This window comes from Hymenobacter segetis, assembly GCF_054776495.1.
On sequence record NZ_BAAHBV010000002.1, the window covers coordinates 192060 to 211259 of the forward strand.

Genomic DNA, 19200 nt, shown 5'->3' on the forward strand with positions numbered 1-19200 from the left:
CGATGAAACTATTTCTTCAAACGAAAGCAACCGCCGCCCTGTGCGCGGCCTTGCTCGCGGCGGGTGCCTTCTCGTCCTGCCAAACCGATAAGCTCTCCCCGGTTCCCGTCACCCTGTTCTCCGACAAGGTGGTATTTGACACTCCCGCGCGAGTCGAGCTGCAGGCCAACGGCATGTACAGCTACGTGAAAGTGGGGACTTTCCTGGGGGGGCGCTTCCAGATTTTCAACGACATCCGGGCCGAAGAATTCCTCAACCGCGCCTCCAACCTAGTGACCGGCACGGCCGTGTGGAACCACACGCTCTACGAAGGCTCGCAGAACGATGTCATCAATACTTGGGGCGCGGGCTATGCCGCCATCAACCAAATCAACGTGTTTCTGACTGGCCTCGACGCCAATGCCGCGAAGTTCGTGCCCCCCATCTTTCCGGCTGATTACGCCAACAAGGTTAAAAACTACCGCGGCGAGGCCCAGTTTCTGCGTGCGCTGTGCTACTACTCGCTGCTACAGCTGTATGCCCGGCCCTACGCCGACGGCAACGGCGGCAAGCTGGGGCTGCCCCTGCGCCTGCGGGGTGAGGTCGACGATACCGGCAACGACCTGGCCCGCAGCTCGGTGGCCGAGGTTTATACCCAGATTCTGACCGACCTGGACGCTGCCGAAGGCAACCTGCCGCTGACCAACGGGGCCTCGCTTTTCACCAACACCACGCGGGCACACCGCAACACGGCTATTGCGCTGAAAACGCGGGTGTACCTGAGCATGGGCCGCTACGCCGATGTGATTCGGGAAGCCAACAAGCTGGTGCCCGCCACTGCTCCTTTTGTAGCTTCCAGCGGGGTGGCCAACGGGCTCAACTCGTCGGTAGTCACCGTATTCACCCAGGAAAACACGGAAAGTATTCTTTCCTCGCCTTTCACCACGGCGGATGGGCCCGGTACCCAGAACCAGCTGGCTTACTACTACCTCCCCCCGGGCTCCACCAACGGGGTTCCGAACGGTGGCAACGGCGAATACGGCCTGAACACCGCCGCCGGCGGCATCCTGGCCAGCCCCGCCTTTGCCGCCACCGATGCGCGCCGCACCAATTTTGTGCAGGTGGTGGGCGGAGAGTCTTTCCTGAAGAAATACCCCAACGGCTCCAACACCAGCACGCCATACGTCGACAAGGCCCCGATTATTCGCTACGCCGAGGTGATGCTCAACCTAGCCGAAGCCCGGGTGCGCTCCACCAACAGCGTCGACCCACAGGCGCTGCTGCTGCTCAACGCCGTGCGCACCCGCTCGAACCCCACCGGGGCCTACACCACCTTCGCCTCAGCCGCCGATATGCTGACGGCCATGCTGCTGGAGCGCCGCATCGAGTTTTTGGGCGAAGGCCTGCGTAACATCGACATCATGCGCCTCCTGGTCCCCATCCCGGGCAAAGGCTCAGTGTCGGCCGTGAACCCCACTGATTTGCTCTACGTGTGGCCCATTCCTGCCTCGGAATTGTCCACTAACAAGCTCATGGTCCGCAACTAAGCCGAGCTTATTAGCCGTCGTGCCGTAGCTGGTTCGGTTTCCATGCTACCCGGCTGCTTGCTTTCTGCCCTCCACTGCCCGGTTGCCGAGCGGTGGAGGGCTTTTTGTTTTGGGTAAAGTGGGAAACCAGGAACCGCCGTGTGATGAGGCAACTCACTGAATTAAAACGCTATTAAAATGAATCCGCTTTGGCGATGGGCGCGTACCTCATTTCCAAACACTTCACTGATTCTTCACAAACGTTTTACTTTTTACTCATGCAACACTTTTCCACTTCCTCCCGGCTGGCGGCCGCTGCAGCGCTGCTGCTGGCAACGTCCGCAGGTGCCCAGGCCCAGACGGCCTACGGCCTGCAAACTTCGGCTACCGCTACCAGCCTCGTCACGTTTCAGGTGACGGCCCCGGGCACGTACACGGCCACCGCGGCCATCACCGGCCTGGGTGCCGGCCAGACGCTGGTGGGCCTGGACAGCCGCCCCAATACCGGCCAGCTGTTTGCGCTGGGCTACGCCGCAGCCACCACGCAAGTGCAGCTCTACACCGTGAACGTGACCACCGGCGCACTCACGGCCGTGGGCGCGCTCCTCACCCTGAACCTGGGCACTAACACCGCCCGCATCGGCTTCGATTTTAACCCGACCGTGGACCGCATCCGGGTGACGGGCAGCAACAACACCAACTTCCGTCTCAACCCCAACAACGGCGCGCTGGCCGCCACCGACACCAACCTGGCCTACGCCACCACCGACCCCAACGCCGCCCAGACACCTGGCGTAGGCGCAGTAGCCTACACCAACAGCTACATTGGGGCCTCGGCCACTACGCTCTATAACGTGGACGAGGCCAACGCCCGCCTGACCACCCAAATTCCGCCCAACAACGGCACCCTGAACACGGTGGGCGCACTGGGCTTCGCAAATTTTGGCAGCTCCGACCTCGACATCTACTTTAATGCCAGCACAGGTGCCAATGTGGGCTACCTCACGGCCCTGCCCAACGTGACGCCGGGCACCACCACCAGCAACCTCTACACCGTGAACCTGACCACGGGCGCGACCACGCTGGTGGGTGCCGTGGGCGGCAACCTCACGCCGCCGGTCACGGACATTGCCCTGCAAATCACGCGCACGGTACCGGCTACCGTAACCGGCAACCTAGCCTACGCCCTGTCGGGCACCAATTTGCTTACGTTTGATACCGTCTTGCCGGGCACCATTCGCACCTCGCTGGGCATCACGGGCGTAGCCACTACCCAAACCCTGGTGGGCCTGGACGTGCGGCCCTTCACCAATACGCTCTACGCGCTGGGCTACGACGCGGCGCTGGCCACGCCTGGGCTGAATGCGCAGGTGTATTCGATAAGCGCCGTGACGGGCGTGGCCACGGCCGTGGGCTCGGCCATTCGCCTGGAGTTGGGCACGGGCAAAGTCGGCTTCGACTTCAACCCGACAGTGGACCGCATTCGCGTAACCTCCTCTAACCGCGCCAACTACCGCCTGAACCCCATCGATGGTACCATTGCCGCCACCGATACCCAGCTGGCCTACGCCACCACCGATGCCAACGCCGCCGCCACGCCCAACATCGGGGCCGTGGCCTACACCAACAGCGTGGCCGGCCCCCTCGCCACCGCCACCACTCTCTACAACTACGACCTGAGTCTGAACATTCTCACCACCCAGAACCCGCCGAACAATGGTACGCTGAATACGGTGGGAGCCTCAGGCATCACGGCTAACGCCACAGCTTCCAGCCTGGATTTGGATATTTATTCGCCCGTAGCTGGCACCAACACGGCCTACCTGGTAGCCAACCCCGGCACCACGGCCAACACCAACCTCTACACTGTGAACCTGACCACGGGTGCCACCACGCTGGTGGGGGCCATTGGTAATGGCCTGGCGGCCCGCGACATTGCCGTGGCCGGCCCGGCCGGCGTGAACACCGCCGTGCGCGACCGCGCCGACCTGGCTGCCGGTGTGAGCCTCTACCCCAACCCCACCAACGGCCGCACCGCTCTGGCCTTTAATCTGAGCCGCGGTGCCCGCGCCGAGCTGAATGTATTTGATGCTGTGGGCCGCCGCGTAGCTACCGTAACGTCGGCCATATTACCGGCCGGGCCGCAGGAGTTGCGCTGGGAAGCCGGCACGGCCAAGCCCGGCCTGTACCTGGTGCGCCTCGTGGTGGATGGCCAGCCCGCCGCCACCCGCCAACTGGTGGTAGAGTAGATTTGCTCAATAGCTTAAGTACTGCTATGGTCGTGCATAAGCAAGCCCCGTCGGAACCACCCGGCGGGGCTTTTCTTTATTCCCAAATAGGAAAAGCACGAGTTTCAGGCATTTTAACGCAATGGTTTGCCTGCCTTCATCGGGGAAGCCCTTGGGATGTTGTACTTTTAGTCTTCTAGTTTCAAATCGTTTCATCACCACATATTCTTTGCCCGTGAGCAAACCTTTTACGATTCAAAAGCTAAGCCTGGCCCTGCTTGGTCTGCTACCGCTGTCTGCATTACACGCGCAGTCCATCCCGCCCCAGCAGGCCATGGAAAAAGCCCTGGCCGTGCGCAGCCAGTGGGTCGGTCCCGGCTTCGCGCCCGCCGACCTGCGCATAAGCAGCGCCTACGCCGATGCCAACGGTCTGGAGCACATGTATGTGCAGCAGCTGTACCAGGGCATTCCGGTGTTCAATAAGATTCAGTCGCTGGCCTTTGTGGGCACGCGACTGGCCTCGCACACCGGGGCTTTTGTGCCGGCCAAGCAGCTGGCAGCCGTGTCTGCCACGCCGGCCATCACGGCTGCCGTGGCCGTGAGCCGCACCTTGCAACACCTGGAGCGGCCCTTTGGCGCTACTCCGCTCCGCGTTAAGGAGGAGAATGGCCCCGAAGCCCGCCAGACCTTCGCTGCCGACGGCGTGGCCCGACGCGACATTGTGGTTAGCCTGACCTGGGCTTTTGACGAGGCCGGCAAGCCCCACCTGACCTGGAACGTGAACATTGACCTGCTCGGCTCGCCCGACTGGTGGAACGTGCGCGTGGATGCCGCCACAGGTGCCATTGTGAGCCAGGACAACTGGACCGTGAGCGAAGCTGCCGTGCACCACGCCCGGCCCGCTGCCACGGCCACTCAAAGCGCAATAGCCAAGACGGCCAAGGCGGCGCAGTTTCTGCCCCCGCCCCCGCCGCCCACCACTACCTCGTCCTCGTACCTAGTAATTCCTTTCCCGCTGGAGCGGCCTTCGGCCAGTGGTTTTCAGACTGATACCGACCCGTGGCTGAAAGCCGGGGCTACCAACAACGCCACTACCTACGGCTGGAACTTCGACGGCACCACCAACTACGCCTTCACGCGGGGCAACAACGTGTCGGCCTACGACGATGCCGCCAACACCAACGCGCCCGGCAGCTACGCCAACTCGCAGACGGCGGCGCCGGCCCTCAGCTTCAACTACACGCCTAACTTCACCCTCGCCCCCAGCGCTGCCAATAACCGCAACGCGGCCGTGGTGAACCTGTTCTACTGGAACAACATCATCCACGACGTTACCTATCAGTACGGTTTCACGGAGGCTGCCGGCAACTTCCAGGCCGATAACCTAGGCCGGGGCGGCAGCGGCAACGACTACGTGAAGGCCGAAGCCCAGGACGGGGCCGGCACCAACAACGCCAACTTCAGCACGCCGGCCGATGGCAGCAGCGGCCGCATGCAGATGTACCTCTGGAGCGCCGCTACCCCAGCTTACTCGCTGACAGTGACGGCCCCTAGCACCGTAGCCGGTAGCTATCCGGCCGTAGAAGGCGGCTTCAGCACCAACAACAGCCTCGCCACGCTGGGCCCCATTTCGGGGCAGCTGGCGCTGTACAACGACGCAGGTAACCAGGGCTGCACGGCAACCACCACAGCGCTCACCGGCAAAATCGCGCTGATTTACCGGGGCAACTGCAACTTCTCGGTAAAGGTAAAATATGCCCAGCTGGCTGGGGCTATTGCCGCCATTGTGGTGAACAACGTGGCCGGTGCTCCTTCGGTAATGGGCGGCAGCGATAACACGGTGACCATTCCCTCGGTGATGATTTCGCAGGCCGATGGCGCCACCCTGGTGGCCCAGATTGCTAACAACGTCCAGGTAACGCTGCCCCGTGCGGCCGCATCCGGCCCGATGATTGACGGCGACCTCGATAACGGCGTGGTGGTGCACGAATACGGCCACGGCGTGAGCACCCGCCTCACGGGCGGCCCCGCCAACAGCAGCTGCCTCAACAACGCCGAGCAGGGCGGCGAAGGCTGGAGCGACTACCTGGCCCTGATGCTGACCACCGACTGGACCACGGCTGCCCTCGCCGACGGCCCTAACGCCCGCCCCGTGGGCACCTACGCCAACGGCCAGGCGGCAGGCGCCAGCGGCATCCGCCGCTACCCCTACTCCACCAACCTCACGGTGAACCCGCTGACCTACGCCAATGTGGCCACCAACCCCGAAGTCCACGCCATTGGCGAAATATGGTGCGCGGCCCTTTGGGACATGACCTGGAACATCATTCAGCAGCGCGGCCGCATCGAGCCCAACCTGTATAACGGGGCCGCCAACGGCGGCAACAACATTGCCCTGCAGCTCGTGTTGCAAGGCATGAAGCTCCAGCCCTGCCAGCCCGGCTTCCTCGATGCCCGGGACGCTATTCTGGCCGCCGATTCGCTACTCTACCAGGGCCAGTACCACTGCACCATCTGGAGCGCGTTTGCCCGCCGCGGCATGGGCTACAGCGCAGTGGAAGGCTCTTCGGGCAGCGCCACCGACCAAACGGCCGCCTTCGACATGCCGCCGCCCGTGACGCTGCAGAAGGTAACGCCGCTGGTTTCCGGCAACACCTTCACCAACGAGTACAAGCTGACATGTAATTGCAGCGTGCCCACCGCGCCCTACACTCTCACCACCGAGCTGCCCATGGGCATGCAATTCGTGAGCAGCACCACCGGCGGCACGCTGGTGGGCAACAAGGTGACATTCAGCAACCTCACGTTCACGGCTCCGGGCCAGACGCGCACGCTGCGCTTCCTGGGCCAGGCCGCCGCCGCCAGCGCCTGCGCGCCGGTTACGCCCGTCAACGACAACCGGGAGGCTAATACGGTCGGCGGCTTCGTGGCCGCGCCCATCACCAGCACTTCTACCTGGGCCACCAGCACGGCGCACGCCAACAGCGGCAGCACCTCGTGGTGGGCCACGGCGCCGGCCATCCCCACCGATTTCGTACTAACCTCGGCTCCGTTCACGCCCACGGGCCTGTCAGTGCTCTCGTTCTACCACTACTTCGACTTTGAGGGCAGCTACGACGGCGGCACCGTGGAAATCTCCACCAACAACGGCACCACCTGGCAGAACCCGGCCACCCTCTGGCTGCAAAACGGCTACAACAGCACCTTCGATGCCAGCACCACGGCCCCCGGCCAGAAATGCTTCTCGGGCCGGAGCGTGACGGGTACCGCCGGCTTCATCCGCTCGGCGCTCGACCTGCGTTCTTTTGCCGGCACGCCCATGCTCGTGCGCTTCCGCACCCGCACCGACAATGGCAGCCCCGGCACGTTTGAGGGCTGGTTTGTTGATGACATTCAGGTTATCAATGGCTGCGGCGGCAACCAGATTGTGGAGCTGCGCAACGGTGCCAACGTGCTGCAAGGCACCCAGACGGTGACCACCTACCTGACCAGCAATGCCGTAACAGCCTCGAAAGCCGGCTTGGCCCAGGCCAGCGAGTTCACGGCCCAACCCAACCCCTTCGGCGCGCAGGGCCTGCAGCTTCGCCTGAGCCTGCCTTCAGCCCAGCCGCAGATGGAGCTCAACCTCTACGACGTGGCCGGCCGCCTGCTGCTGCACCGCACCGTAGAGCGCGTGGCCGACGGCACCAGCACCCTCACCTGGAACGAAGCCGCCGCCCTGCGCGCCGGCCTCTACCTGGTGCGCCTGCAACTGCCCGACGGCAGCAGCACCATGCTGCGCGTTGAGCGGGAATAACCGCCGGTTAATCAGTTACAAAAAAGGCCCGCTGAAATTCAGCGGGCCTTTTTTGTGGGGTTTATTTCCGGAGCTTAAACGGAACCGTGCACTGCCAGATGGGCGTGGTCGCGCAGAATAGTTTTCAGAAACGGCTCATCCTGCAAGCTGGTTTGGATGCCGGTGATGGCCTTCACCTTATTCGCCACCTCATTCAGCAGCATATAATTCTCCTGCTTGCTGCCGTGGTAAAGCAGCTTGCGGATAAGCGCCACGTCGTGGTCGGACAGCGCGGCGGCCTGGGCAAATACCGGCTGGTAGCCCGCAATGGCGGCCACCTCCCCGGCCAGCGGCGTGGCATAGCCGGGCCGCTTTTTGAGGCTGATTACGGTGGTGCCGGCCGCGAGGTCGCCCAGGCGCTGGCCCCGGCCGTTGAGCAGGATAGTAACCAGGGCCACCACGCCCGACGTAGCCACGATTTCGATGGGCCGCAGCAGCCAGCGCAGCAGGTAGTCGCCGAGGCCGGCGCGGGTGCCGTCCAGCCGCACCACGCGCAGGCTGAGGGCTTTTTTGCCCAAGGTTTGGCCGTTGAAAAACACCTCGCAGGCCAGCATGTAGAACGTGGTGGGCAGCATGGGTATCACCTGGCCGGCCCGCCCGCCGGGGCTGAGGTGGTATTCGCCATTGAGCAAAGTCCAGGCGATAAACCACACGAAATACAGACCATAGTCGATAAGCGAGGCCAGGATGCGGTCGCCGGCACTGGCGATTTCATATTCCAGCGAAACGTTTTGGGTGGTCTGAATGCGGATGGTACTCATGAGCGGGCAGCAGCAACGGGATAATGTGGTGGTAAGGATTCGGCCGGGAAAAGTACGGCGGAGCCGGGCATATAACCAGCCGGGCGGCAAGCTGAGTTCGCCGCCTTTTTTTCTGATATTCTGCTACTATCGCCGCTTTTGCTACCTTTAAGGTCCTATTCCACGCCCCATGCGCGAAGCTCTTTTCCTGCGGCAAAACCAGGCCCGCTGGCAACAGTACGAAACCCGGCCCGCTGCCAATCCCGACGAGCTGGCCGCCCGTTTCGTGGCCCTGACCGATGACCTGGCCTACGCCCAAACCTTCTACCCGGAGTCGCCCACCACGGCCTACCTCAACGGCCTCACCGGCAAGCTGCACCAGGCTATTTATAAGAACAAATCCGAGGCCCGGGGCCGCTTCGGCAACTTCTGGGTGCGCGAGCTGCCGCTGGTGGTGAGCCGCCACCAGAATGTGCTGGCCTGGACGCTGCTGTTTTTCGTGCTATGCACGGCTCTGGGAGCCCTTTCGGCGGCGTATGACGACACCTTCGTGCGCAGCATTCTGGGCGACAGCTACGTCAACCAGACGCTGGAAAATATCCACCGGGGCGACCCAATGGCCATTTACAAGAGCGACGAGGAAACGTCGATGTTCCTATTCATCACCTTCAACAACATCAAGGTGGCGCTCACGGCCTTTGCCATGGGCATCACGGCGGGCTTGGGCACGGGCGTAGCACTGTTCTACAATGGCCTGATGCTGGGCTCGTTCCAGTATTTTTTCTACAAGCAGCACGTGTTGGCCGCCTCGGTGCTCACCATCTGGATTCACGGCACGCTGGAGATTTCAGCCATTGTGCTGGCCGGCGGCGCGGGCTTTGTCATGGCCAAAGGCATCCTGTTTCCGGGCACGCATAGCCGGACCGAGTCGTTCCGCCACGCGGCCCGCGAGGGCAGCAAGTTGGCGCTGGGCTTGGTGCCCATTTTCATGCTGGCCGGCTTTCTGGAGAGCTTCGTGACGCGCCACACCGAGATGCCGGTGGCGGCCAGCGTGGCCATCATTGGCGGCTCGGCGGCGTTTATTCTGTGGTATTTCGGCTGGTATCCGTGGCGGCTGCGGCAGCAGCAAAAAGCTGCACTCACAGCTCCCCAAACCTGATTCCCCCCCTTCCTTTTTCCGTTTTTATGCTCCCACGTACTACTGCGCGCTTCTCCCAGGAATCTGATTTCCGCCGGCAGCGCGATTTCGGCCAGAAGTTTTCGGCCGCGTTTGAATTCATCGGCGCTCATTGGCGGGGACTGGGCCGGGCGCTGCTCTACATTGTGCTGCCGGCCGCCATTTTGCAGGGCATCGTGATGGCGCTGATGCAAAAGGAGTTTATTTCTAAATCCCTCCACGTATCCGATACCGGCATTAGCAAGTTGCGGCAGCTGGCCATGTTCAATGAGATGTACCAGTCGCCGTTTTATTGGGTAAACATTGCCGTGAGTGGCATTTTTATTATGCTGTTGGTACTCACCGTGTACGGCTACGTGAAATGCTGCCTGCGCCCGGTGACTTCATCCGAGCCCATCACCGTGGGCCAGGTCTGGGAAGAAGTGAAGCAGGAATTTCTCGGCTCCTACCTGTCGTATTTCGGGCTGATGGTGCTGGTGCTCATCGGGTTTGTGTTTCTGGCCATCCCCGGCCTTTACCTGATGGTGGCCTTCAGCTTGTTTTATATTACGAAGGTGGTGGAAGGCACGGGCTTTAGCGATACCTGCCGCCGCTGCCTGCAACTGGTGCGGGGCAAGTGGTGGTCCACCTGCGGGCTGATTGTGGTGATGACCATGGTGCCGGGCATTGCCCTGGGCATCATCGGCAGCATGGTATCCTGGCTGGTGTATTATCTGGCCGATAATTTCGGCTTGTTCCATGCCACCGAAGCGGGCTCTTCGATGGGATTGTTTGCGGTTATTACGTCGGCGCTGAGCGGGTTATTAAATCTATTGATTTACCCGCCGCTGCTGCTGGCCCTTGCCTTCCAATATTTTAACCTGGTAGAGCGCCGAGATGGCGTGGGCCTGCGCCACATGGTCGACCAGCTTGGGCGGACTCCCGTTCCCGTTCACAGCACCAACTACCGGCCCGATGACGAAGGGGAATACTAGCTTTCACTCCGGCTGATAAATCGGCTTCTTTCCTACAACCTCCTTTCTTCGTGGCTGCTTTTTCTTCCTGGTTTCGGGCCTTGTTGCTGCTGCTGGTGTTGGCCGCCCCCGTCCGGGCCGCCCAGCCCGACGCACCCAAACACACCGTCGCCACCCGCCCCCTGCCGCCCGATGCCGGCCCGGCCCCGCAACAGCGCCGGCCCGATGCCGCCCGCCTGCGGGAGCTGCGCGGGCAGCGCGAGTTTCAGTACGTGGAGCCCGCCACCCGTGCCGAGCAAAGCGCCTGGAGCCTGTTCTGGGCGCGGGTGTGGCAGACGGTTTTGGATTGGCTGAACAGCCGCAGCTACAGCCACTTCTGGCGCTGGGTATTCTACGCGCTGTTTCTGGGTGCGGGCGTGTTTGTGGTGCTCAAGCTGCTGCAAATCGACTTTACGGCCCTGCTGGGCCGCTCGCCCCGGCGTGCGCCGCTGGCGTACGACACCGCCGCCGAGAACATTCACGAAGTGGATTTTGCCACCCGCCTGGCCGAGGCCGAGGAAGCCGGTAATTGGCGGCTGGCCGTGCGCCTGGGCTATTTGCAGCTGCTGAAAACGATGTCGGACCGCGGCCTCATCAACTGGCAACCCGACAAAACCAACCACGCCTATTTGACCGAATTGCCGCCCACTGGTTCAATTAAGGGCGATTTCCGCGAAATCACCCGGCAGTTTGAGTTTGTGTGGTACGGCGAGCTGGCCTTGTCGGGGCCGCTGTATGAGCGGGTGCGGGCCGGGCAGCGGGCTTTCCAAACGCTGGTGAGCAGCCCCGCCCGCCGCGCCGCCTGAGTTAATTTTCCTGTCTCATGACCTCGACCTTCCGCTGGTATCTGCTGGGTTTGCTGGCCCTGTTTGGGGCCTACGTGGCGCTGGAATACTACCGGCCCAAGCCGGTGGACTGGCGCCCTACGCTCATCAATAAGGACAAGATTCCCTACGGCACCTACGTGCTGTACGACCAGCTGCCGCGCCTGCTCGGCACCGATTCCGTCCAGACCACGCGCCTGCCCATTTACAACCAACTCACCGGCCTCTCGCTGGAAGAAACCGATATGCTGGCCGAGTCGCAGGCTCGCACTATCACCACCGAAGCCACCCAAGAGCCGGCTGCTGACTCGACGGCCACCAGTTCCGATTCAACTTCCTCAGAAACCACTTCCTCAACACCAGATTCGGATTCTGAAACTGATTCCGACGCTACGACCACGGCTTCGACCAACACGCCGGCTGCTTCGGAGGGAAACGCTGATGCCGACGAAACTACGGCGATGGACAGCACCGCCCAAAATGAAAATTCAGACGACGAAGAGGAGCCGGAACACGACTGGGTAGAAGAACACCTGCGCCAAGCCCGCGCCAACTATCTGTTTGTGAACACCGAATTTGCGGCGAGCAAGGCCGACGCACACGCCCTGCTGCGCTTCATCGCTAATGGCAACGACGTATTCATCGTGGCCGAGAATTTTGGCGATTCCACCAGCGCGCTGCTCGATACGCTGGGCATCCGCACGCGCCTGGTGAAGCTGCCCACCCACGCCGGCCCGCGCGGTCTGCCCGTGCCCGATTCGGTGACGGTGCGCTTCACCAACCCCGCGCTGGCGGGCCCGCGCTACCGCCTGCCGGGCGGCGATGCTAACGTGCGCTTCTTGGTAGATTCGGGCCGCGTGGGCCGCGCCCTGGCCACCGATGCGCAGGGCCGCCCCGTGTTTGTGCGCCTCGATTACGGCCGGGGGCACGTGTATATGTGCTCGGTGCCCATTGCTTTCACCAACCAGTTTGTGCTGCGGCCCGCCAGCAGCCAATTTTCGGCCACGGCTCTCTCCTACCTGCCCGCCCGGCCCACTTGGTGGGATGAATACCAGAAGCAGGGCCGCCTCGGCAACCAGTCACTGCTGCGTCTCGTGAGCGGCCACGAAGCCCTGAACACGGCCTGGTACCTGCTCATTATCGGCGGGATATTGTTTGTGTTGGTGGAGGCACGGCGGCGGCAGCGCATTATTCCCACACTCAAGCCACTGCCGAATACCACCTTGCTATTTACGCGCACTGTCGCCAGCCTCTACCGCCAGGGCAGCAGCCACGCGCTGATTGCGGAGAAAAAGGTCGGGCTGTTTATGGATTACCTGCGCACCCGCTTCCAGGAAACGAGCCCGGATTTTGGCGATGAGGACTTTCGGGAACGGCTCAGCCAGAAATCCGGCCTGACCCGTTCCCGCGTTGATGAGCTGCTGCGACTGGTGAATTTCGCCCGCACCGCCCCGCAGATGAACGACCAGCAATTGCTGCAATTGAGCAGGGCGCTAACTGATTTCAAACGCGAAGCCCGCCGCTAACTACTTTTCGTCATGCTTACCGTGGCCAAACTTGCCATCCTCATCAAGTACCGCTGGGATAATCACCTGTTCAAAAAACAAGCCCTGGCGCAGGAAAAGGAATTGCTGGCCGATATCGACTGGTACGATATCGGCGAATTATTGCAGGACCTCAAGCTTTACCATAAAAACCTCGTTGCGGCCGAATACGCCAAAAAAATTCTTACTGACCTACGGCAGGTTTGCGCCGACGACGAAACCGCTCAGACCTTACTTGGCTACGCCAGCACTTTGTAGATGGAACCCGAAAACCTCGACCTGACTCCCCAATCGCCCATCACGGCACCGCCTGAATCTGTTGCCGCTTCGGTAACCACCGAAACTGCCAGTGCAACAGCCGCCGCTCCCGAAGCAGCTTTCGCCCCGCGCACCGATTTCGCCCGCCTCACGGCCCAAACTGAAGCCATCCGGCAGGAAATCGGCAAAATCATCGTCGGCCAGACCGATTTGCTGGAGCTGCTGCTCACCGCCGTGCTGGCCGATGGCCACGTCCTGCTCGAAGGCGTGCCCGGCGTGGCCAAGACCCTTATGGCCAAGCTGCTGGCCCGTACGCTGGCCGTGCCGTTCAGCCGCATCCAGTTCACCCCCGATTTGATGCCGAGCGACGTGCTGGGCACCTCCGTGTTCCGGCAGAACAAGGCCGATTTCGAGTTTCGGCCCGGCCCCATTTTTGCCAGCGTGGTGCTGATTGACGAAATCAACCGCGCCCCCGCCAAGACGCAATCGGCTCTGTTTGAGGTGATGGAGGAGCGCACTGTGACCCAAGACGGCACCACTTACGCCATGCAGGAGCCCTTCCTGGTACTGGCCACCCAGAACCCCATCGAGCAGGAAGGCACCTACCGCCTGCCCGAGGCCCAGCTCGACCGCTTCCTGTTTAAGCTACACGTGGGCTACCCCACTTTGGCTGAGGAAGTGCAGATTCTGACCGGCCACCACGGCGGCCAGGGCAGCACCAACCTGGAGGCCGTGCAGCCCATCCTCAGCGCCACCGACCTGGCCCAGCTGCGCCAGCAAGTGCGCCAGCAGCGCGTGGAGGCTAATATTCTGGAATACATCGCCAAACTGGTGGGTCAGACGCGGGCGCACAAGTCGCTGTACCTGGGCGCGTCGCCCCGCGCCTCGCTGGCCCTGCTGAACGGCGCCAAAGCCCTGGCCGCCCTGCGCGGCCGCGACTTCGTGACGCCCGAAGACGTGCAATTCCTGGCCCCCAGCGTGTTGCGCCACCGCATCATGCTCACGCCGGAGCGCGAGATGGAAGGCGGCACGCCCGATGAGGTGGTGAAGCAGATTGTCCAGAGTGTGGAAGTGCCACGGTAAGCATGAAGTATTCCACCGAGTGGCTGCTAGACCAGCTGGCGCAGGATGTCCGCGTCAAGTACCTGTTCTTCTGGGGTAACCAGCCCAGCAAAGACGGCAGCATCACCAAATCCTGCCTGAGCCAATGGTGGCTGGCCGATTTTGTGGTTGCGGGTATCACCTACCGGTCAACCGAGCATTGGATGATGGCCGAAAAGGCGCGGCTGTTCAATGACGATAATACCTTGGCCCAAATTCTGGCTGCCAAAAGCCCGGCTGAAGCCAAAAAGCTGGGTCGCGAAATCCAGAATTTCGAAGCCGAAACCTGGGAGGCGCGCAAGGTAGAAATCGTGATAGCCGGCAACCTTCACAAGTTCGGGCAGCACCCGAATCTGGCGAAATTTCTGCTTTCCACCAATGACCGGGTGCTGGTTGAAGCCAGTCCGGTGGATACCATTTGGGGCATTGGGCTGGCCGCTGATGCGGCCGATGCCGCAAATCCTAGTCGCTGGCTGGGGCCGAATCTGCTAGGCTTTGCCCTAATGGAAGTGCGGGACGAATTGCGGCGGCGATAACCGGGGACGGCCGTCGCGGGTTATCCCTCATTCAGCCCGCATTTCGGCCGGCTATTCTAATCCCCACTCGCCGCATCATGGACGTTCAACTCACCGATAAAACCGTTCTCATCACCGCTTCCACCGGCGGCATTGGCCTGGAAATGGCCCGCGCCTATGCCCGCGAAGGAGCCAAAGTCATCATCAACGGCCGCTCCGAGGCCAGCGTGACGCAGGCCATTGCCGAGCTGCAACAGGAGTTTCCAAAGGCCCAATTGCTGCCCCTGGCCGCTGATAACGGCACGGCGGAAGGCACCGCCCGCACCATCGCGCAATACCCTGAAGTGGACGTGCTCATCAACAACCTGGGCATCTACGAGGCCACCGATTTCTTCGACACCACCGACGAGGCCTGGCAGCGGCTGTTTGAGGTGAACATGATGAGCGGCGTGCGCCTGAGCCGCCACTACCTGCGCGGCATGCTGGCCCGCAACACCGGCCGTATCCTGTTCATCAGCAGCGAATCGGCCCTGAACCCGGCTCCCGAAATGGCCCACTACAGTGCTACCAAGCTCATGCAGCTCTCCATTTCGCGCAGTCTGGCCGAGCTGACAAAAGGCACCGCCGTGACGGTGAATACGCTCATGCCCGGCTCGACGCACACGCCCGGTGTGGAAGAATTCATCCGCCAGGTATTCCCCGACGAAACTGACTACGCCGCCGCCGAGCGCCGCTTCATGGCCGAAAACCGGCCCACGTCGCTCATCGGCCGGCTCATCCAGCCCAAAGAAATTGCTGATTTTGCGGTGTTCGTAGCCAGTCCGCTCGCCGGCGCCATCAACGGCGCGGCGCTGCGCGTGGACGGCGGCATCGTGCGTAGCGCGGTGTAAAGTATTATCGTGTAGACTTGAGGTGAAATTGCCGAATATTGCCTTTCCCTTCACCCCGGCTACCCTTGACGCTCTTTCTTACTTCCCGATTTTTCCAGGTGCTGGGGGCTATTGCCACCGGTTTCGTGGTGGCTTTTTTTCTGCCGTGGCTGCTGGGACCGATGAAAATCGCGCTCGGCCTGTTTGTAGTGTTGGCGCTGCTCGATGCGCTGCTACTCTATGCACCGGCTAAAGGGCAGACTGCGCCGGTATTTGGCCGGCGGGTGCTGGGCGAGAAGCTGGCCAACGGCTCGGACAACGACGTGCGGATTTACCTCGAAAACCGTTACCGGTTTCCCATCCAGACCGAGACGATTGACGAGATTCCGCACCAGTTCCAGCGGCGCGATGTGCTATTTAAAACTAGTATCCGGCCCGGCGAAACGCAGATTATCGACTACCAGCTGCGCCCTACCAAGCGCGGCGAATACGAGTTTGGGGCGCTGAATATTTACGCGGCCTCGCCGCTGGGGCTGGTGCGGCGGCGGTTTCGCTACGCGCAGGGCAAGGTGGTGCCGGTGTACCCTTCCTTCCTGCAAATGCGGCAGTACGAGCTGCTGGCCATTCACAACCGCCTCACGGAGGTGGGCGTGAAGCGCATCCGGCGCGTGGGCCACAGCATGGAATTTGAGCAAATTCGGCCCTACGTGGCTGGCGACGACCCGCGCAGCATGAACTGGAAGGCTACCGCCCGCCGCGCCGGCACCGGAGCCGATGACGCGCTGGTGGTGAACCACTTCCAGGACGAGCGCGCCCAGCAGGTATATTGCCTGATTGACAAAGGCCGCGTGATGCGCATGCCGTTTGACGGGTTGAGTTTGCTCGACTACGCCATCAACGCCACGCTGGTCGTCAGCAACATTGCCCTGCTCAAGCACGACAAGGCTGGCCTGCTCACCTTCTCGAACCGCCCCGGTGCCGCGCTGGCCGCCGACCGTCGCCCCGGCCACCTGCTGAAGCTGCTCGAAATCCTCTACCGCCAGAAAACCAAGTACCTCGAAACCGATTTCGAACTGCTCTACGCCACGGTGCGGGCCAAAATCAAGCAGCGCAGCTTGCTGATTCTGTTCACCAATTTCGAAACGCTGCACGGCATGCAGCGCCAGCTGCCCTACCTGCGCCGCCTGGCCAAGGACCATCTGCTGCTGGTGGTGTTCTTTGAGAATACCGAGCTACGGGCCTTCCTGGAAACTCCAGCCGCCACTACGGAAGAAGTGTACAACCAGACCATTGCCGAGAAATTCGCCCAGGAGAAACACCAGATTGTGCTCGAATTGCAGCGCTACGGCATTTATTCGCTCCTGACCGCGCCAAAGGACTTGACGGCGAATACCATTAATAAATACCTGGAATTCAAAGCCCGGGGACTAATATAGACCACGAATTCGCTCGGATTTTCGCGGATTTTACAGATTTTAGCTTGCGCTGACCTGCGGTTGTGGACGACTATTTGTAGGCGGTGGGGAAATCATAGATAACTGAATACAATGTGGAAGGCCGGTAAAGCAAGCGAATGGATGAAATGGCTGGTGCTACTGCTGGTGCTGACGACGCGCCCAATTGCGGCCCAAACTGCGCCCACTACCCTGCTGCCACTGCCCGCCGAAGCCAATTACGGTCAGGGCCGGCTGCTACTGAAAGCGACTTTGAAACCGCTGTTGCCAACTCCTGTGGACCCGGCGGTGGCAGATGCGGTGAGACGTACCATCGGCCGCCTCTCGCCAGCCACGAAAGTGATTGGTTCGGCCACACTGCAAATCCGCTATGGCCGCGTGGGCCGGCCCGAGCTGTTTGACGAGGAACGGTATTCGCTGCGCGTGACGCCGATGGGCGTGAGCATCGACGCCCCCACCAGCCTGGGGGTGCTGCGGGCGCTGGCCACGCTGGAGCAACTGCCGCGCACCGATAAAAAAGTGCGCTATTTGCCCGAAGTCGACATCCGCGACCAGCCCCGCTTTGCCTGGCGCGGGCTGTTGATTGACGCGGCGCGGCACTTCATGCCCGTGGCCGTCATCAAGCGCAACCTCGACGGTATGGCGGCCGTGAAGCTGAACGTGCTGCACTGGCACCTCACCGATGACCAGGGCTTCCGCATCGAGAGCAAGGTTTTTCCGCGTTTGCAGACGGTGGGCAGCACCGACGGGCTTTTTTACACCCAAGCCGAAGTGCGCGAGGTGGTGGCCTACGCGGCGGCGCGCGGTATTCGGGTGGTGCCGGAGTTCGACATGCCCAGCCACACCACCAGCTGGATTGTGGCCTACCCGCGCCTGGCTTCCAACGACTCAGTGTACGCGCCTTACACGCGCTGGCGCACCACCAACGTAGCCATCGACCCCACCCGCGAAACGACTTACACGTTCATCGATTCGCTGCTGACGGAGATGACGACGCTGTTTCCGGACCCTTATTTCCACGCCGGCGGCGACGAGAACGACGGCCGCAACTGGCGGCGCACCCCGCGCATCGTGGCCTGGATGCAGGCCCACAAAATGGTGAAGGCCGACGGCAAAACCGTGGACAAGCACCAGCTGCAAACCTACTTCAACCGCCGCGTGATGGTGCTACTGCAAAAGCGCGGCAAAACCATGATTGGCTGGGATGAAATCCTCGGCCCCGACCTGCCGAAAGAAGCCGTTATCCAAAGCTGGCGCGGCAAAAAAGGCCTGAACGATGCCGCCAAACTCGGCCACCCGGTACTGCTCTCGAGTGGCTATTATCTGGATTTGAACCTGACCGCGGCCAGTTCCTACACCACGGACCCGCTGCCACCCGACACGCCCCTCACCCCCGCCGAGCAAAAGCTGGTGCTGGGCGGTGAGGCCGCTATGTGGGCCGAATACGCCGACTCGGTGGTGCTTGATTCGCGTATCTGGCCCCGGGCGGGGGCCGTGGCCGAGCGGCTGTGGTCGCCGCAAGCGGCTACCCAGAGCGTAGCCGATGTGTACCGTCGACTGAACATATTGTCGCCCCAGCTGGAAACGCTGGGATTGCGCCATCGGCGCGTGCCTGAGCTACTGTTGAAGCAAATGGCCGGCAGCAGCAACGTGGTTCCTCTGCGCACGCTGGCTGAAGTTATTGAACCGGTGAAGGAGTACAAGCGCAATTTTCAGGGCTTCAACTACACGACGGCTACTCCGCTAAACCGCCTAGTGGACGCGGCCCCGGCCGAGTCTGAAGTGGCCCGCCGCTTTGCCGGGCTGGTGGATAGCGTGGTGGCTTTCAAGCCGGCTGCGCCGAACTGGCTGCCCGCCTCGCTGCGCCAAATGGCCACATTGCGGGCCCAGGCCGTGCGCTGGCAGGCGAATGATGTATTGCTCCAACCCCTGCTCGCTGCTAATCCAAGCCTGACCGAGTACGGCCCTCTCTCCACCCGGCTTGCCGCCGTGGCAACTGTTGTGTTGGAGCGCCTCACGCAACTGCAAACTGGCCAGACGCCCTCCTTGGCCTGGCTGGCCGCCGCCCGCGCCACGCTGGATGCCACGCAGGCCCCCGCCGGCCAAGCCGAGCTTGCCGTGGTGAAAGCCGCCCGCAAGCTGGCGGGGCTGTAGAGAC

14 protein-coding genes are annotated in these 19200 nt (G+C 62.0%); 13 read left to right on the top strand and 1 reads right to left on the bottom strand.

Features of this window, described 5'->3' with window-relative positions; all coding sequences use genetic code 11:
• The first annotated feature begins 2 nt into the window (after positions 1–2).
• The 3 genes from ACYU70_RS11485 to ACYU70_RS11495 all read left to right on the top strand — a co-directional run bounded on the left by ACYU70_RS11485 (position 3) and on the right by ACYU70_RS11495 (position 7529).
• Positions 3–1526, top strand: a complete 1524-nt coding sequence (locus ACYU70_RS11485) for a RagB/SusD family nutrient uptake outer membrane protein (RefSeq protein ID WP_342301108.1) — start codon at positions 3–5, stop codon at positions 1524–1526.
• 257 nt (positions 1527–1783) lie between these two features.
• On the top strand, positions 1784–3754 hold the full coding sequence (locus ACYU70_RS11490; RefSeq protein WP_342301107.1) for a DUF4394 domain-containing protein: 1971 nt from the start codon (positions 1784–1786) through the stop codon (positions 3752–3754).
• Positions 3755–3968: 214 nt separating this feature from the next.
• Positions 3969–7529, top strand: coding sequence for a M36 family metallopeptidase (locus tag ACYU70_RS11495; protein WP_342301105.1), 3561 nt, complete (start codon positions 3969–3971; stop codon positions 7527–7529).
• A 74-nt stretch (positions 7530–7603) separates the two neighbouring features.
• Here ACYU70_RS11495 and ACYU70_RS11500 read toward each other — a convergent pair whose 3' ends face one another.
• Positions 7604–8329 (bottom strand): RDD family protein, encoded by a 726-nt coding sequence (locus ACYU70_RS11500; RefSeq protein ID WP_342301103.1) that lies wholly within the window; start codon positions 8327–8329, stop codon positions 7604–7606.
• A gap of 169 nt (positions 8330–8498) precedes the next feature.
• Here ACYU70_RS11500 and ACYU70_RS11505 point away from each other — a divergent pair, with 169 nt between their 5' ends.
• From ACYU70_RS11505 to ACYU70_RS11550, 10 genes are all read left to right on the top strand, one after another.
• Positions 8499–9467 (top strand): stage II sporulation protein M, encoded by a 969-nt coding sequence (locus tag ACYU70_RS11505; RefSeq protein ID WP_342301101.1) that lies wholly within the window; start codon positions 8499–8501, stop codon positions 9465–9467.
• 26 nt (positions 9468–9493) lie between these two features.
• Positions 9494–10459, top strand: coding sequence for a hypothetical protein (locus ACYU70_RS11510; protein ID WP_342301099.1), 966 nt, complete (start codon positions 9494–9496; stop codon positions 10457–10459).
• Between the two features lie 50 nt (positions 10460–10509).
• Positions 10510–11283, top strand: a complete 774-nt coding sequence (locus ACYU70_RS11515) for a DUF4129 domain-containing protein (RefSeq protein ID WP_342301098.1) — start codon at positions 10510–10512, stop codon at positions 11281–11283.
• Positions 11284–11300: 17 nt separating this feature from the next.
• On the top strand, positions 11301–12827 hold the full coding sequence (locus ACYU70_RS11520) for a DUF4350 domain-containing protein (RefSeq protein ID WP_460615991.1): 1527 nt from the start codon (positions 11301–11303) through the stop codon (positions 12825–12827).
• A gap of 12 nt (positions 12828–12839) precedes the next feature.
• Complete coding sequence (locus tag ACYU70_RS11525) at positions 12840–13103, top strand: hypothetical protein (RefSeq protein ID WP_342299901.1); 264 nt, start codon at positions 12840–12842, stop codon at positions 13101–13103.
• Positions 13104–14186 (top strand): AAA family ATPase, encoded by a 1083-nt coding sequence (locus ACYU70_RS11530; protein WP_342299900.1) that lies wholly within the window; start codon positions 13104–13106, stop codon positions 14184–14186. It abuts the gene before it with no gap.
• A gap of 2 nt (positions 14187–14188) precedes the next feature.
• The gene (locus ACYU70_RS11535; protein WP_342299898.1) at positions 14189–14740 is read left to right on the top strand and encodes an NADAR family protein; all 552 of its coding nucleotides are present in this window, start codon (positions 14189–14191) and stop codon (positions 14738–14740) included.
• Positions 14741–14817: 77 nt separating this feature from the next.
• Positions 14818–15609 (top strand): SDR family NAD(P)-dependent oxidoreductase, encoded by a 792-nt coding sequence (locus ACYU70_RS11540; RefSeq protein ID WP_342299896.1) that lies wholly within the window; start codon positions 14818–14820, stop codon positions 15607–15609.
• Positions 15610–15674: 65 nt separating this feature from the next.
• The gene (locus ACYU70_RS11545; protein WP_342299894.1) at positions 15675–17024 is read left to right on the top strand and encodes a DUF58 domain-containing protein; all 1350 of its coding nucleotides are present in this window, start codon (positions 15675–15677) and stop codon (positions 17022–17024) included.
• Between the two features lie 111 nt (positions 17025–17135).
• Positions 17136–19196 carry a beta-N-acetylhexosaminidase gene (locus ACYU70_RS11550; protein ID WP_342299893.1) on the top strand — a complete coding sequence of 687 codons (2061 nt, stop codon included), beginning with the start codon at positions 17136–17138 and terminating at the stop codon, positions 19194–19196.
• Positions 19197–19200 lie beyond the last annotated feature (4 nt).

Coding starts and splice junctions, on each gene's coding strand:
- ACYU70_RS11525 (WP_342299901.1), top strand. CDS start 12,840: ATGCTTACCGTGGCCAAACTTGCCATCCTCATCAAGTACCGCTGGGAT.
- ACYU70_RS11490 (WP_342301107.1), top strand. CDS start 1,784: ATGCAACACTTTTCCACTTCCTCCCGGCTGGCGGCCGCTGCAGCGCTG.
- ACYU70_RS11535 (WP_342299898.1), top strand. CDS start 14,189: ATGAAGTATTCCACCGAGTGGCTGCTAGACCAGCTGGCGCAGGATGTC.
- ACYU70_RS11510 (WP_342301099.1), top strand. CDS start 9,494: ATGCTCCCACGTACTACTGCGCGCTTCTCCCAGGAATCTGATTTCCGC.
- ACYU70_RS11530 (WP_342299900.1), top strand. CDS start 13,104: ATGGAACCCGAAAACCTCGACCTGACTCCCCAATCGCCCATCACGGCA.
- ACYU70_RS11505 (WP_342301101.1), top strand. CDS start 8,499: ATGCGCGAAGCTCTTTTCCTGCGGCAAAACCAGGCCCGCTGGCAACAG.
- ACYU70_RS11500 (WP_342301103.1), bottom strand. CDS start 8,329: ATGAGTACCATCCGCATTCAGACCACCCAAAACGTTTCGCTGGAATAT.
- ACYU70_RS11540 (WP_342299896.1), top strand. CDS start 14,818: ATGGACGTTCAACTCACCGATAAAACCGTTCTCATCACCGCTTCCACC.
- ACYU70_RS11550 (WP_342299893.1), top strand. CDS start 17,136: ATGTGGAAGGCCGGTAAAGCAAGCGAATGGATGAAATGGCTGGTGCTA.
- ACYU70_RS11485 (WP_342301108.1), top strand. CDS start 3: ATGAAACTATTTCTTCAAACGAAAGCAACCGCCGCCCTGTGCGCGGCC.
- ACYU70_RS11520 (WP_460615991.1), top strand. CDS start 11,301: ATGACCTCGACCTTCCGCTGGTATCTGCTGGGTTTGCTGGCCCTGTTT.